The sequence below is a fragment of the Methylobacterium nodulans ORS 2060 genome (assembly GCF_000022085.1).
Taxonomy (GTDB): domain Bacteria; phylum Pseudomonadota; class Alphaproteobacteria; order Rhizobiales; family Beijerinckiaceae; genus Methylobacterium; species Methylobacterium nodulans.
Map to the genome: position 1 here is coordinate 2,722,194 of NC_011894.1, position 12,895 is coordinate 2,735,088.

General features: G+C 68.6%; 16 protein-coding genes and 1 tRNA gene. 10 read left to right on the forward strand and 7 right to left on the reverse strand.

Features of this window, described 5'->3' with window-relative positions; all coding sequences use genetic code 11:
* Nucleotides 1-113: 113 nt before the first annotated feature.
* Nucleotides 114-1,007 carry a DNA adenine methylase gene (locus tag MNOD_RS12625; RefSeq protein ID WP_015929288.1) on the forward strand — a complete coding sequence of 298 codons (894 nt, stop codon included), beginning with the start codon at nt 114-116 and terminating at the stop codon, nt 1,005-1,007.
* A gap of 92 nt (nt 1,008-1,099) precedes the next feature.
* On the opposite strand, the gene MNOD_RS12630 is transcribed toward MNOD_RS12625, so the two are convergent.
* Nucleotides 1,100-1,351, reverse strand: coding sequence for a hypothetical protein (locus MNOD_RS12630; RefSeq protein WP_015929289.1), 252 nt, complete (start codon nt 1,349-1,351; stop codon nt 1,100-1,102).
* A gap of 77 nt (nt 1,352-1,428) precedes the next feature.
* Here MNOD_RS12630 and MNOD_RS12635 point away from each other — a divergent pair, with 77 nt between their 5' ends.
* The 6 genes from MNOD_RS12635 to MNOD_RS12660 all read left to right on the forward strand — a co-directional run bounded on the left by MNOD_RS12635 (nt 1,429) and on the right by MNOD_RS12660 (nt 4,837).
* Complete coding sequence (locus MNOD_RS12635) at nt 1,429-1,827, forward strand: hypothetical protein (RefSeq protein WP_015929290.1); 399 nt, start codon at nt 1,429-1,431, stop codon at nt 1,825-1,827.
* Nucleotides 1,828-1,941: 114 nt separating this feature from the next.
* Complete coding sequence (locus MNOD_RS12640; protein ID WP_015929291.1) at nt 1,942-2,445, forward strand: hypothetical protein; 504 nt, start codon at nt 1,942-1,944, stop codon at nt 2,443-2,445.
* 2 nt (nt 2,446-2,447) lie between these two features.
* Entirely contained in the window at nt 2,448-2,807 is a 360-nt protein-coding gene (locus tag MNOD_RS12645; RefSeq protein WP_015929292.1) for a hypothetical protein, read from the forward strand.
* On the forward strand, nt 2,804-3,202 hold the full coding sequence (locus tag MNOD_RS12650; protein ID WP_015929293.1) for a hypothetical protein: 399 nt from the start codon (nt 2,804-2,806) through the stop codon (nt 3,200-3,202). Before MNOD_RS12645 ends, MNOD_RS12650 begins: the two co-directional genes overlap by 4 nt.
* 2 nt (nt 3,203-3,204) lie before the next feature.
* Nucleotides 3,205-3,579: a hypothetical protein gene (locus tag MNOD_RS12655; protein WP_015929294.1), complete on the forward strand. Its 375-nt coding sequence runs from the start codon at nt 3,205-3,207 to the stop codon at nt 3,577-3,579.
* On the forward strand, nt 3,572-4,837 hold the full coding sequence (locus tag MNOD_RS12660; protein WP_015929295.1) for a site-specific integrase: 1,266 nt from the start codon (nt 3,572-3,574) through the stop codon (nt 4,835-4,837). The genes MNOD_RS12655 and MNOD_RS12660 overlap by 8 nt, the downstream gene beginning before the upstream one ends.
* Nucleotides 4,838-4,926: 89 nt before the next feature.
* Here the strand turns inward: MNOD_RS12660 and MNOD_RS12665 are convergent.
* A tRNA-Lys gene (locus MNOD_RS12665) sits at nt 4,927-5,002 on the reverse strand.
* 102 nt (nt 5,003-5,104) lie between these two features.
* Between MNOD_RS12665 and MNOD_RS12670 the strand changes: the two genes are divergently transcribed.
* Entirely contained in the window at nt 5,105-6,196 is a 1,092-nt protein-coding gene (locus tag MNOD_RS12670) for a hypothetical protein (RefSeq protein ID WP_015929296.1), read from the forward strand.
* Between the two features lie 51 nt (nt 6,197-6,247).
* Here the strand turns inward: MNOD_RS12670 and tgt are convergent, their stop codons facing one another.
* Nucleotides 6,248-7,384, reverse strand: coding sequence for a tRNA guanosine(34) transglycosylase Tgt (gene tgt / locus MNOD_RS12675; RefSeq protein ID WP_015929297.1), 1,137 nt, complete (start codon nt 7,382-7,384; stop codon nt 6,248-6,250).
* Nucleotides 7,384-8,469, reverse strand: coding sequence for a tRNA preQ1(34) S-adenosylmethionine ribosyltransferase-isomerase QueA (gene queA, locus MNOD_RS12680; RefSeq protein ID WP_043751087.1), 1,086 nt, complete (start codon nt 8,467-8,469; stop codon nt 7,384-7,386). Before queA ends, tgt begins: the two co-directional genes overlap by 1 nt.
* 104 nt (nt 8,470-8,573) lie before the next feature.
* Here queA and MNOD_RS12685 point away from each other — a divergent pair, with 104 nt between their 5' ends.
* Together MNOD_RS12685 and MNOD_RS12690 are read left to right on the forward strand one after the other, a co-directional pair.
* The gene (locus MNOD_RS12685) at nt 8,574-8,774 is read left to right on the forward strand and encodes a hypothetical protein (RefSeq protein WP_015929299.1); all 201 of its coding nucleotides are present in this window, start codon (nt 8,574-8,576) and stop codon (nt 8,772-8,774) included.
* Between the two features lie 190 nt (nt 8,775-8,964).
* Nucleotides 8,965-9,852: a cation diffusion facilitator family transporter gene (locus MNOD_RS12690; protein WP_015929300.1), complete on the forward strand. Its 888-nt coding sequence runs from the start codon at nt 8,965-8,967 to the stop codon at nt 9,850-9,852.
* Nucleotides 9,853-10,087: 235 nt separating this feature from the next.
* On the opposite strand, the gene MNOD_RS12695 is transcribed toward MNOD_RS12690, so the two are convergent.
* The 3 genes from MNOD_RS12695 to MNOD_RS12705 all read right to left on the reverse strand — a co-directional run bounded on the left by MNOD_RS12695 (nt 10,088) and on the right by MNOD_RS12705 (nt 12,777).
* Entirely contained in the window at nt 10,088-10,342 is a 255-nt protein-coding gene (locus tag MNOD_RS12695) for a hypothetical protein (protein WP_015929301.1), read from the reverse strand.
* Nucleotides 10,343-10,978: 636 nt separating this feature from the next.
* Nucleotides 10,979-11,587: a hypothetical protein gene (locus tag MNOD_RS12700; RefSeq protein ID WP_244424721.1), complete on the reverse strand. Its 609-nt coding sequence runs from the start codon at nt 11,585-11,587 to the stop codon at nt 10,979-10,981.
* Between the two features lie 764 nt (nt 11,588-12,351).
* The gene (locus MNOD_RS12705; protein WP_015929304.1) at nt 12,352-12,777 is read right to left on the reverse strand and encodes a DUF1810 domain-containing protein; all 426 of its coding nucleotides are present in this window, start codon (nt 12,775-12,777) and stop codon (nt 12,352-12,354) included.
* Nucleotides 12,778-12,895: the final 118 nt, after the last annotated feature.

The following is a 12,895-nucleotide window of genomic DNA, read 5'->3' on the forward strand; positions in this document are numbered from 1 at the left end:
CGCCGCGGGCGTATGACTCGTGGGTGCCCAGCTGTCCCTTACATTTGTCAAAGGGAAGCGGCATGACCTCCGCTCGCCTCACAGAACTGTGCGCAAACGGCGAGAAACAGCTTGTGGCCGCGCCCCCGCCCGAGCCGACCCGGCCGCTCCTGCGCTGGCACGGCGGCAAGTGGCGCCTCGCCCCCTGGATCGTCCGGCACTTCCCGGCACACCGGACCTACATCGAGCCGTTCGGCGGCGGAGGTTCCGTCCTGCTGCGCAAGCCAAGGGTCTTCTCGGAGCTCTACAACGACCTCGACGGTGACGTCGTGAACCTGTTCCGGGTGCTGCGCTCGCGGCGCGCCGCCGAGCTGATCCACCGGCTCACGCTCACCCCGTTCGCGCGCGACGAGTACCTGGCCGCCTACGAGCCGGCCGAGGATGAGGTCGAGCGGGCTCGTCGTCTCCTCGTGCGGTCCTTCATGGGCCGCTCGTCGAACTCGCACAGCCTCGTCCGAGCCCGCGGCCGGTCCGGCTTCCGGCGGATGTCGGGCTATCGCTCCAAGGCCGACCGCAACTGCACGACACCATCCCGGGATTGGGCGAACTATGCCGACGCCCTGCCGGCGATCATCGAGCGGCTGCGGGGCGTGGCGATCGAGCAGTGCGACGGTCGCGATCTCCTGCGCACCCGCGACCATGCCGGGACGCTGTTCTATGTCGACCCGCCTTACCTGCCGAGCACGCGCACGACCGATGTCGGGTACGCGCATGAGCTGACCGAGGACGCGCAAGCGGAGCTGCTCGAGCTGCTGGACGAGCGCCAAGGCTTCGTCGTGCTCTCCGGCTACCCGTCCGAGCTCTACGACCGCCGCTTGGCGCACTGGCTGCGGGTCGAGGCGGCCAGCATGGCCGATGGCGCTCTGCCCCGCACCGAGGTGCTGTGGATCAACCCGCGCGCGGCTGCCCGCCTCTCCGCCTTCGGCAGCGTGCTCGCCCAGGCGCAGCTCTTCGAGGTGCGGCCATGACGTCCGCCCGCCTCACAGACCCGGCTGTCCTTCTCCCCGTCAACGACGTGCGAGAGAGCCAGCAGCTTCCGAGCTTCGGCTGCTCTCTCGACTTACTGCAGCCGCTCATCCCAGACGTCGTATGCCTTGTAGAAGTGTCGGATTATGATGGCAACTTGCCGCACGATATCACCATGCGGTGCGATGTCATCATCATCGGTGAAAATACAGAACGCAGGATATGTGCGCGATGGTTGACGGCGCACAATCTCGATGCTGAAGATGTTTTGACATCCAGGCAAATGTCGCGCGTGTTTCAAGACAAGCGCCTCGATTTGCGCGCGCGCCTTCATCTGACGGCACATGGTCACCACTCCCACAGAGAGCGGAGCGCACGAATATTCCACGCCCACATTCGGTCACAGGCAAGTGGAGATTTGGTATGACCTCCGCCCGCTTCACAGACCTGTTCGCAGCCGGCGCGACCCGCCTCCCGTACGACGGCGGGATTAGTCTATTCATCACTGTCCGCGCGATCCGTGCAACGAAAGCCGATCACGCACTCCGGGATGTCGTTTGTCCGCACGATGGTGCGCGCGATGCGCTCGCCCGGCTGGCAGAAGCTGCGATCACGCACAACCCGCACGGCCGTGCCGCCGTCCAGGCGGAGGTTGACGATGCCCCAGACCGCGACGGCGCGCGTGAGCTGCTGGCAGTTGCGGATGCGCGATGCCGAATCCTGTTCAGCCTCAACCGGTCCAGCCAGCGCGACGCTGCCGAGCAGGGCAGCGAGACACCGCGAGACACCGCGCCTGTGGGGTCAAACGATCTGCTCGCATGACGGGCGCGCTCCAGAGATTGGCCGCCCAGAACGCTGTGGCACCCGATCCGGATCCGCTTCCGCCTCACCCCGCCCTCAGGGCGCCCCGATCCCTCATCCGCAGGAGCCTGACCAGTGTCCCGTCGCATCTACGTCGCCTCGTCCTGGCGCAACGCACGGCAGCCCGCACTCGTCTCCGCGCTGCGCGAGGCGGGGCACGAGGTCTACGACTTCCGCAACCCCTTCAATGGCGTACCGGGATTCGCTTGGTCGGAGATCGACCCGAATTGGGAGGCATGGTCCGCCGCGGAGTACCGGCGCCTGCTGACCACGCACCCGATCGCCGCCCGCGGCTTCGTCAGCGATCTGCGCGGTATGCAATGGGCCGATACCTGCGTCCTGCTGCTGCCTTGCGGGCGTAGCGCGCACCTGGAGGCTGGCTGGTTCTGCGGTCAGGGCAAGCGCTGCCTGATCCTGACCCAGGATGGCGAGGAGCCCGAGCTGATGGCGCTCCTCGCCACTGACATCTGCATCTCGCTCGACGAGGTCGTGCGGGCGCTCGCGACGGCGCAGCCTTGCGGGATCTCCAAGGAGCGCGCCGCTGCGGCTCGGCCTGGCCTTCGCACTGCGGGAGCGTGATCGTGGCTGATGCCGCCCTCTTCGCCCGGCACTGCATCCGCCTTCCTCTCGTTTTGAGCGAGGACCCGGACGACGTGGGGGTCGTCCGCGACGCGGATGGCTACGAGGTCTTCACGGTCAATACCGAAGGCACGTGGCCGGATGAAACGGCACACGCGGTGGCGGCCATCCTGCTCGGCCGGGCCAACGGCAGTGCGCCGCGAGCGCCAGCTGAGCTGGCGGAGGTCCTCGACTCCGCCCTCGACAGCATCCGGGCGATCCTCGCACCCGTCGCCGAGGACAGCGAGGCCGCCCTGGCGGCCCTGCAGGTCGCCGAGGATGCGCTGGCGGATCTCCGCCCGCCGGCTGCGGTGGCGCCATGAACGCGCCGCTGCGTTTAAACGCACCCACTCCGGTGGCCCAGGACGGCGATACCGCCCCGCTCCGGAGTGAGCGGACCTGCCTGGAGTGCGGACAGCCCTACGGGGCCGCTGTTCGCCATTCCGGCTTCTGCTCCACGGCATGCCGGCAGGCCTGGAACAACCGGCGCCTCCAGCGCGGGGCCGAGGTCTACGACCTCTTCATGGCCTTCCGCTTCCATCGCCCACTCGCCCGGGCGCTCAAGCTGCTGTCCGCGCTCAATCGCCTCGCCTCGCTCTACCGCGACGAGGATCGCCACAAGCGGGCGGGCCGTCCCTCTTGGCGAGCGACGGACGTGGTGCTGGCGAGCCGGCCGTACCTGCGGGCGGTTCGGATGACCCAAAGGCGGAGGACCTGAGGATGCCGCGCAAGCGTCCGATGCCGCACGAATTGATGGGAGAGTACCGTGAACCGCTGCGCCCTCCGGTTCCCCCGCCTGTGCGTTTCCGAATCGATCCGGACTACGCGCCGGCCGAGAAGGTGGCGCGCAAGCTCTGCCTGACACCTGAGCAGTTCCGCAGCCTCATCCCGCAGCTCTTCGCTCGCGGCTTCCCGATGCCCGACGAGACCACGGGCATGTACGACCTTGAGGCGATCGACCGCTGGCGCAAGCGGCGCCGGCCTGACCTCTACCCGGAATTGACGCCTGGCCCGGCCGCGCCCGACACTGCGCCCGCGCGCAAGAGCATGGGAGACCGGTTTGTCGAGGCCAAGGAGCGCCGCCGGCATGGTTGACCTGCCGCGCTACGTGAAGGCGCGCACGAAGCCGTCGGGTCGGGTCTTCTACTACTACGAGCGCTATCGCTCGACTCCTCGCGAGTGGCCACGCCTGCCTCTCCCCTTCGGTCCGCAGGCACCTGAATTCTGGCTGCGCTGCAGGCAATACGCCGAACTCGACGCGCAGCGTACCGATGCGGGCTGGACCTGGGCTTGGGTGGCCCCCTCCCACCGTCGCCACCCACTGCCCGACCCGCGCGCGGAGGGAGGGATGGAGGCGTTCTGGCGGGCGCTCGACACGGCGGCCGAACGCGAAAAGCTCGGTGATGCGGAGGACCGCAAGACCTTTGCGGCGCTCATCGCGCTCTATCGAGAGCACGCGATCTACACCAAGCTCTCGGCCCTCACGCAGCGGGACTACGAGCGACACCTCCGGCTCATTGCCGAGTTTTGGGGCGACGATCCGGTGGCCGATCTCACCACGGTCGACGCACAGAAGGCAATCGACAGCTTCCAGGCGACTCCGGCGGTTGCCCGCTACTTCCGCGCCGTGCTCTCGCGCCTCATCGCCTTCGGCATCCCACGGGGCTTCGCGACCGCCAACGTCGTTGAAGCAACGGAGAAGGTCGCCCATGAGGTCGATCCGCACGAGCCCTGGCCGGACTGGGCCTTCGAGACGTTCTTCGAGCACGCGCGGGTCGGGCTGCACCTGCCGGTCTACTCCGCCCTCTACACCGGCCAGCGCTCGATCGACGTGATCCCGATGCACCGGCCGGCCGTGGGCGCCAACGCGATCGAGATGATCGCGCGCAAGACCGGCGCGGCCGTGTACGTGCCGATCCACTCCGAGTACCGGGAGATCCTCACCCGCACGCACGTCGACCATCCGGCCCTGCACCTGCGCGAGGACGGTACGCCCTGGACGCTCGGCGCCTACCGCACGGCATGGCAGCGCGACTTCACCAGCATAAACGCGAAGGGCCAGCCCACCACCGCCTCGCCGGCGAAAAAGGCGGCGATGCAGCGGCTGCGCGAGGGCGGCTTCGTGTTCCACGGCCTGCGCAAGAACGCCGTGAACATGCTGCTGGAGACCGGCTGCACCGAGGCCGAGGTGTCGGCGATCGTGGAGATGAGCGAGCAGATGGTGCGCCACTATGCCCGCGACGTGAACAAGCGGCGGCTCGCCGTGAACGCGATGAAGAAGCTCGAGGAGGGCTGGGCCGAGACCCGCCGGAACCTGTTCGGGCCGGGCACGGCAACGCGCGGTTCTGCCTGAGTTTGGCAACCGATCACCCGAATTTGGCAACCGGCATCATCGCCTGCACAGCAGGGCGCTGGATTTTTCTCGTGATTTCAAAGGTTTGATGGTGAGCGCGCTGGGACTCGAACCCAGGACCTACAGATTAAAAGTCCGTTGCTCTACCAGCTGAGCTACGCGCTCGCTCCCGCGCGGGTCCGGCGCTTGGAGCCCGGCAGTCCGTGAACGGAGCAGGCGCGGATGTAGGGGGTTGACGCCGCCGGGTCAACCGCCGAACGAGGGGGGGTGACCCGTCCCGCTTCCTCGGCCGGAACCTCCGCCGGCGCGATCCCGATCCCTGCCTGGTCCGCCGCGGCCGTGCCGTGGCGCCGGTTCGTGTGCCTCCTCCTGGGCACCGCCGGTGCGGCCAGCCTTGCGGCCTTCGCCTTCGTGGCTGCCATGGACCCGTATGGCCTGCGGGCGGCGCCCGGGCGGGCGCCGGGGCCGATCATGGACCTCAACCAGCGCTTCATGTACCCGCAGATCGTGCGCAGCGGGGCCTATGACGCGGCGGTGTTCGGGACCTCGACCGCGCGGCTCCTCGATCCGCAGGCCCTCGACCGCGCGTTCGGGGGGCGCTTCGCCAATCTCGCCATGAATGCCGCGACGCCCTGGGAGCAGATGCGGCTCGCCCGCCTCTTCCTCGGCCGGGTGCGGGCGACCGCGGTGATCTTCGGGCTCGACGCGAGCTGGTGCGATCCGCAGGCCGATGTCAAACGGCTGACCTTCCGGCCCTTTCCGCCCTGGCTCTACCGGGAGGGCGCCGCGTGGCGGGGGCTGTTCGCCCAGTGGAACCTGCAGAGCGTGCAGATCGCCGGCCGGGTTCTGCTCCATCGCCTCGGGCGGATGCCGGAGCGCATCCGGGGCGACGGCTACGAGGTGTTCACGCCGCCCGAATCCACCTATGACCCGGTGCGGGCCTCCGCCCATATCCGGGAGATGGCCGCCGCGCAGGAGCCCCCGGCTGCGGGGACCGCCTTTCCGGCCCTCGGCTGGCTCGACGGGCTCCTTGCGGCGGTGCCGGGCGAGGCGCTCAGGCTTATTGCCTTCATGCCGGTCCATGTCGCCGTCCAGCCGAAGCCGGGCAGCTCGGCAGCGGCCCAGGAGACGGCGTGCAAGGCCCAGGTGACGGCGATCGCCCGGCGGCACGGGGCGACCGTCATCGACTTCCGCATCCCGTCTCCGGTCACCACGCAGGACGCCCATTACTGGGACGCCCTGCACTACCGCCTCCCGATCGCGGATCGCCTGCTCCAGGGCCTGCGGCGCGCCGTCTCCCTGGGGGAGGATGACCCGGACGGATTCTACCGCGTGCTCGCCCACCCGGCCGCGGGGTGATTCCCGGGTGTGCAGAGGGCCGGCGGCTCTCTGCCGGGGTCCCGGGCGGCGTCAGCCCTGGGCGCGGTCGCGCTCGGCCTTCGCCCAGCCCTCGCGGGTCTCGCCGATGAAATCCGCGAGCCGCCCCTCCCCGATCGCCCGGCGCAGGCCCGCCATCAGGTCCTGATAGTAGGACAGGTTGTTCCAGGTCAGCAGCATCATGCCGAGGATCTCGCCGGCCCGCACGAGGTGGTGCAGGTAGGCCTTGGTGTAGAGATTCGCGGCCGGGCAGGTCGATTCCGGGTCAAGGGGGGTGTTGTCCTCGGCGAAGCGGGCATTGCGCAGGTTCATGCGGCCGTGGCGGGTGTAGACCATGCCGTGGCGGCCGGCCCGGGTCGGCATCACGCAGTCGAACATGTCGATGCCGCGGCGCACCGCCTCGATGATGTCGTCGGGCGTGCCGACCCCCATGAGGTAGCGGGGCTTCGCCATGGGCAGGTGCGGCTCGACCGCCTCGATCATCGCCAGCATGGTGCCTTGAGGCTCGCCCACCGCCAGCCCGCCGATGGCGTAGCCCTTGAGATCGAGACCCACCAGGGCCTTCGCGCTCTCGACGCGCAGGGCCGGACTATCGCCGCCCTGCACGATGCCGAACAGCGCCTTGCCGGGCTGCTCGCCGAAGGCAACGCGGCAGCGCTCGGCCCAGCGCAGCGACAGGCGCATGGCGCGCTCGATAGCGGCCGGTTCGGCCGGCAGGCGCACGCATTCGTCGAGCTGCATCTGGATGTCGGAGCCGAGCTGCCCCTGGATCGCGATGGAGCGCTCCGGCGTCAGCACATGCGGGGTGCCGTCGATGTGGGACTGGAAGGTCACGCCGGTCTCGTCGAGCTTGCGCAGGCCCGACAGCGACATGACCTGGAAGCCGCCGGAATCCGTGAGGATCGGGTAGGGCCATTGCATGAAGGCGTGGAGGCCCCCCAGCCGCGCCACCCGCTCGGCGCCCGGGCGCAGCATCAGGTGGTAGGTGTTGCCGAGCACCACGTCGGCGCCGAGCGCCTTCACCTGCTCGGGATACATGGCCTTGACGGTGCCGGCCGTGCCCACCGGCATGAAGGCCGGGGTGCGGATGACGCCGCGGGGCATGCGGATCTCGCCCGTGCGGGCGGCGCCGTCGGTGGCCGCGACGGTGAAGCGGAAGGTGTCGGTCATCAGGTCCCGGCCCGGAAGAGAAGGCTCGAATCGCCGTAGGAGTAGAAGCGGTAGCCGCGCGCGATCGCCGCCGCATAGGCCTCCCGCATCGTATCGAGGCCCGCGAAGGCGCTGACCAGCATGAACAGCGTCGAGCGGGGCAGGTGGAAATTCGTCATCAGGACGTCGACGGCCCGGAACCGGTAGCCCGGCGTGATGAAGATGTCGGTCTCGCCCGCGAAGGGACGGAGGGTGCCGTCCGGGGCGGCCGCCGACTCGACGAGCCGCAGGGCGGTGGTGCCCACCGCCACGATCCGCCCGCCGGCGGCGCGGACACGGTTCAGCGCCGCGGCGGTCTCGGGGGTGATCTCGCCGGTCTCGGCATGCATGCGGTGGTCGGCGGTGTCCTCCGCCTTGACGGGCAGGAAGGTGCCGGCGCCGACATGGAGGGTGACGCGGGCCTGTCCGATCCCGGCCGCGTCCAGGCGGGCGAGAAGGTCGGGGGTGAAGTGCAGCCCCGCGGTCGGGGCCGCGACGGCGCCGGGCGCGCGGGCATAGACCGTCTGGTAGTCGGCGGCATCCCGCGCATCGGCGGGGCGGCGGCCGGCGATGTAGGGCGGCAGGGGCAGTTCCCCGAGCCGCACCACGGCCTCGTCCAGGACCGCGCCTGCGAGATCGAAGGCGAGGGTGATCTCGCCCCCTTCCCCGCGCGCCACGACGGTCGCGTCGAGATGGCCGAGGTCGCAGGCCGCGCCCTCCTGCCCTGCCCCGAAGCGGATCCGGTCGCCCTCGCGCAGCCGCTTGGCCGGCCGCGCGAAGGCCCGCCAGCAATCGGCGGCTTCGCGGTGGTGCAACATCGCCTCGACCCGCACCACGGTCCCGTCGGGCCGGGCGCGCAGGCCGCGCAGGCGGGCGGGGATCACCTTGGTGTCGTTGAAGACCAGGCAGTCGCCCGGCCGCAGCAGGTCGGGCAGGTCGCGCACCTGGGCATCCGCCGGGGGCTCGCCGGGACGCACCCGCATGAGGCGGGCGGAATCCCGGGGCACGGCCGGGCGAAGCGCGATCAGCGCCTCCGGCAGGTCGAAATCGAACAGGTCTACGCGCATGCGCGCCATCAGCACGGATCCGCCCCGGGGATCAATGGCCCCCGTAGCAGCGCGGTCCCGGCAACGCCATCTTGCCCCATGGAGAGACCAAGGAGGCCGATGCGATGACGAACCATCCGACGCTCGATGCGGAGCTGGTGGCGTGGTGGGAATGCGAGGCGGCGCGCCTCGAGGCCCTCGCGGCCTCCGCGCGCTTCGGCTTTCTGCAGCGCCGCTACACCCGCAAGGCCGCGGAGGCGCGGGCCCGCGCCCAGCTGAGCCGGGTGCGGGAGGCCGCGCGCCGGGGCGAGACGGCGTCATCCTGACCCCCGGCCACTCAGAGCCTCTCACAAAAATCCCGATCACCGGGAGCACTCCCACTGGCCACGACGGCGCAGCGGGAGTTTTGCGAGGTGCTCTTAGCCGCGGCTAAGAGGTGTGCCGTGGCCTTGCGGCGGCCGGTCCGCGTATGGAGCCGGCGCCCCGCGGCGGGGCGGCCTTGACGGAACCCTTGGGATGGAACGTGCGCAAGCCGCGGCCCTGGTCAGCACCGGCCTCGGGCTGGTGGTGCTCGGCCTGAAATTCGGCGCGTGGTGGCTCACCGGAAGCCTCGCCCTCTACTCGGATGCGCTGGAGAGCATCGTCAACGTGGTGGCGGCGGCAACGGCCTTCGTCGCGCTGCGCGTCGCCGCGCAGCCCGCCGATCAGGACCACCCCTACGGCCATCACAAGGCGGAATACTTCTCGGCGGTGATCGAGGGGGCGCTGATCGTCGTCGCGGCGGTGTTGATCCTGAAGGATGCGTCCGAGGCCGTCCTCGCCCCGAAGCCGATCGACATGCCGCTGCTCGGCGTGGCGGTGAACGGGGCCGCGACGGTGCTCAACGGGGTCTGGGCCTGGATGCTGCTGCGCCGCGGGCGGGCGTGGCGTTCGCCGGCGCTGATCGCGGACGGGCGGCACGTGATGGCCGATGTCGTGACCTCGGTCGGCGTGCTGGCGGGCGTGGGGCTCACCACGGTGACGGGCTGGCTGCTGCTCGACCCGGTGATCGCCGCGCTCGTCGCCCTCAACATCCTGTGGTCGGGCTGGGGCATGGTGCGCGATTCGGTGAACGGGCTGATGGACCAAGCCGCCACCCCCGAGATGCAGGAGCAGATCCGCAGCCTCATCTCCGAGCACGGGGCGGGCGCCCTCGAAGCCCACGACGTGCGCACACGCCATGCGGGCCAGGCGACCTTCATCGACTTCCACCTCGTGGTGCCGGGCGAAATGACCGTGGCGGAGTCCCACGGCATCTGCGACCGGCTGGAGGCGGCGATCGAGGGCGCGCTGCCGGGGGCGGTGGTGACGATCCACGTCGAGCCCGGGGACCACGCCAAGCAGCGGGGCGTGCCGGTTCTCTAAGCAGGTTTCGGAGCCCGCGGTTTTCCGACAAAAACCTGAGACAGACCAAGGACCTCAGCAGGTGAAGTGGTGGCACGCCAACGCAAGCCTGCTTAGTGGACCTTCCCGACGAGGCAGAGAGCAGCGGTCCGGCACCCTATCCGCGTTCCGGAAGCCGCCAGAATGTCAGGCCCCTCTGCCGGCAGGCCGAGCCATGCTTCCGGACCAAGACGGCCGTGCCGCATGTCATGTCCCCTCATCGGGTCACGGTGGTGCGGGTCACCTCCGCGCGATCCAGCGCGTTGAAGACCTCTCGGCAGGCGTTGCTCAGGTTCTGCCGTTGGCGCCTGAGACAGGCTTTGATGCCCGGTACGTTCGGGATCTCGCTGCTGCAGAGACGAAACACGTCCGGAGTGCAGGCCGCTCGCTGGGCGGCGGTTTCCGCGAGGCTGACAGTGACCGTGCAGGCGATCAGGCTGGCTGCAGAGGCGCAGAGCACAAGCGTACGCATTCTCGTCTCCCTACAAGGCGAACTCCTCCGGCCGCCCAATCCGGTGAAGGATCAAGACGGGCTTTATTTAGCTTGGCCCCACACAGAGGAAGCCAATCATCTGCATATAGAAGCCGTCATTCGGCAAAACACATCATTTGATGCCGAAACTATCAGCATCGGACGCCACAGATACAAACGACGGCGCCATTTCTACACAAGGTAGCTGAACGTTTAGCCTTGGCAAGTGGGAGGGATACAGGAAAATTGTGGAGCTTGCGCATAAGCCTGCTCCACCAATAGCTTAGCCATATGTTTGGTGTTGGCGCGAGAAGGGGTGCAGGCCGGAGTCGCGCAGGAGCCGTGCAGCCTATCTCGCAGGCTCACCGCCAGGTCCCACGCGGGACCATCCGCCATGCCGTCGGGCACTCTCCGGCTCGCCCTCCGCTCCCGCAATCGGCGAAGAGTGATCAGGTTCGCGGACCGCTGGTTGCCCTGCAGCCTGCGTCGGCCGCGACCCCGGCGCGCAAGCATCGGGCTCTTGGGCGGCCCGACGCCGCCTCTCCGACGACGCGGTGCGGAGGCCTGTCACGGCGGCGTATCCCGGGGCCGCCTCGGGCGACCTTCTCGCACGAGCCGACGGGCCCCCGTTGAGCCTCAAGGCTTGGTCGTGCCGGTTGTGCTTGGCGCAGTGCGGCCGACCTGCTTCGGCTTGATCTCCCACGTCGTGTTGTGGGGGATGTCCATCGCCGTATAGCCGCCGGGTCCGGCTAGTGCCGGCATCACATTGCAGGCAAACGGCTCGCGGCCCGTTATGCCGTCGTACTTGCCCGTGCCGCCCGTGATGATGTGGGTGCCACAGCTGAAATCAGCCTGCGTCTTGTCGACATCCCGGGTATCGAAGGTGGAAAAAATCTTATCTCCATCCTTGTCTGCGAGGACGCAGGCGCCATCGATGTACTTCTTGTCGCCCGACGAGACATTCAGCGCCATGCAATGCGCCGACATCTTGTCGAGCATGGCCTCACCCTTCAGATTCTGCGTGGTTCCCACGGCTTCCAGCGGGGTCACAGAGCCGAGACCCGGGATGTCGATGCTCGTCAGAGGCCGAAACACGAAATGCGTGACATAGGGCGCGGTGCCGGACGTCCCGATCGACTCACCGAAGGCGATCCCGGGGACTACGGTGACGATGAGCCCGGAGAGAACTGCCACACGAACAAGCGGAAGCCTCGCGGCAGCAGCCGCGGTGATGCCTGAAGACATAGGCTGCATTGCTTCCTCCTCGCATCAGCGGCGGAACTCAACTGAAGCGGGGCGCGTCCAAGCTTTGCAATGTCCGCCGCGTACACCGCAGCCGACAGACGACTCCGCGAGCCGTTCGAGGCAGACGTAGCGCGTCGTGTGGCGAGTACGATGCTACCTGTGCCGGTGAGAGACTGTATCCGCGTGAGCGGAAGGGAAATATCAAAAATTACACGCAACTGTTAAACGAAGCAGTCTTTCGCTCTGAGCTTGACCTCCGAAGGGGTGAGTCACCAAAACGGCCCGTCCGTGACGGTCCGCTTGCGGCGGCATCGCTGCAGTGAGCGTTTTTCAGCCGAACCTCGGCTCCTTGGGAATCTGAGCCGTTCGCGCAGCCCGCGCTCGACAGCACCGGCCGAGGTCCATTGGTCCGTTCCTCAGCTCGCTCCTGTCTCCGCCGCTCGGTTGGCAGCGCGTTCCCGGAAGGCAACTGGCTCGGATCGAGCCGCCGATGGCCGCGTCCCAGGCCGAGAGCCGAGCAGCCGCGCCGCCGGATGACCCGGCAGCCGGTGCTGCAGCCGCCCGACGGTCCCGGGCTCCATCCGGTGGAGTGGACCCGGCTGTATCTGCGCGACCGCTTCCTCTCCCCCTGGGCGCTCGACAGTGACGAGCAGATCGTGGCTGCGTGCTGCGACGCGACGCTCGGACCGCACTCACCCGCGAGCGCCTGCTCTCCCTCGCCAGCCAGCCCTGGATAGAGACAATCACTTCATAGACGGGCGGTATCACACCCGCAGCTTTTCGAGTGTGCGCGGGTCCTCCTGGCCGCCATAATAGGCGTCCAGCGCAGCGCGAAACTCCCGCTCGGTGGTATCCGCCCGTGCAAACAGCGTCATGCTCGAGCGGAACTTCGTATCGTCGGGTGACCCGAACACCTCATGCGCCGTCCGGCCCGTCAGCGCATTCACCGCGGCCGTGCAGGTGCGCAGCCGCTCGCCAAGCACCGGGTGGCGGAGATAGGCCTGGGCTTCCGGCAGGCCGCTGATCGCATAGCGCTGCGCCATGGCGCTGAACCCGAGCCCTGCGATCTGAGGGAAAATGAACCACATCCAGTGGGTCTGCTTGCGCCCGGCCGTCAGCTCGCGCAGAGCCTGATCATAGGTGCCGCGCTGAGCCTCGACGAACCGCGCGAGATCGTACGGATCCTCCATGCGGCCTCCTCTCGGCTGATCCTCAACATTCAACCCGATGGAATGGTGCAAGATCCCGCATCCCTGCAGCGAGATCCCGAAACTGTCGAAGGCGATAACTTCGTCCGGATCCGAGAAC

Coding starts and splice junctions, on each gene's coding strand:
- MNOD_RS12630 (WP_015929289.1), bottom strand. CDS start 1,351: ATGTGCCGTCAGATGAAGGCGCGCGCGCAAATCGAGGCGCTTGTCTTG.
- MNOD_RS12635 (WP_015929290.1), top strand. CDS start 1,429: ATGACCTCCGCCCGCTTCACAGACCTGTTCGCAGCCGGCGCGACCCGC.
- MNOD_RS12650 (WP_015929293.1), top strand. CDS start 2,804: ATGAACGCGCCGCTGCGTTTAAACGCACCCACTCCGGTGGCCCAGGAC.
- MNOD_RS12655 (WP_015929294.1), top strand. CDS start 3,205: ATGCCGCGCAAGCGTCCGATGCCGCACGAATTGATGGGAGAGTACCGT.
- MNOD_RS12660 (WP_015929295.1), top strand. CDS start 3,572: ATGGTTGACCTGCCGCGCTACGTGAAGGCGCGCACGAAGCCGTCGGGT.
- tgt (WP_015929297.1), bottom strand. CDS start 7,384: ATGACCGACACCTTCCGCTTCACCGTCGCGGCCACCGACGGCGCCGCC.
- queA (WP_043751087.1), bottom strand. CDS start 8,469: ATGCGCGTAGACCTGTTCGATTTCGACCTGCCGGAGGCGCTGATCGCG.
- MNOD_RS12685 (WP_015929299.1), top strand. CDS start 8,574: ATGACGAACCATCCGACGCTCGATGCGGAGCTGGTGGCGTGGTGGGAA.
- MNOD_RS12690 (WP_015929300.1), top strand. CDS start 8,965: ATGGAACGTGCGCAAGCCGCGGCCCTGGTCAGCACCGGCCTCGGGCTG.
- MNOD_RS12695 (WP_015929301.1), bottom strand. CDS start 10,342: ATGCGTACGCTTGTGCTCTGCGCCTCTGCAGCCAGCCTGATCGCCTGC.
- MNOD_RS12700 (WP_244424721.1), bottom strand. CDS start 11,587: ATGTCTTCAGGCATCACCGCGGCTGCTGCCGCGAGGCTTCCGCTTGTT.
- MNOD_RS12705 (WP_015929304.1), bottom strand. CDS start 12,777: ATGGAGGATCCGTACGATCTCGCGCGGTTCGTCGAGGCTCAGCGCGGC.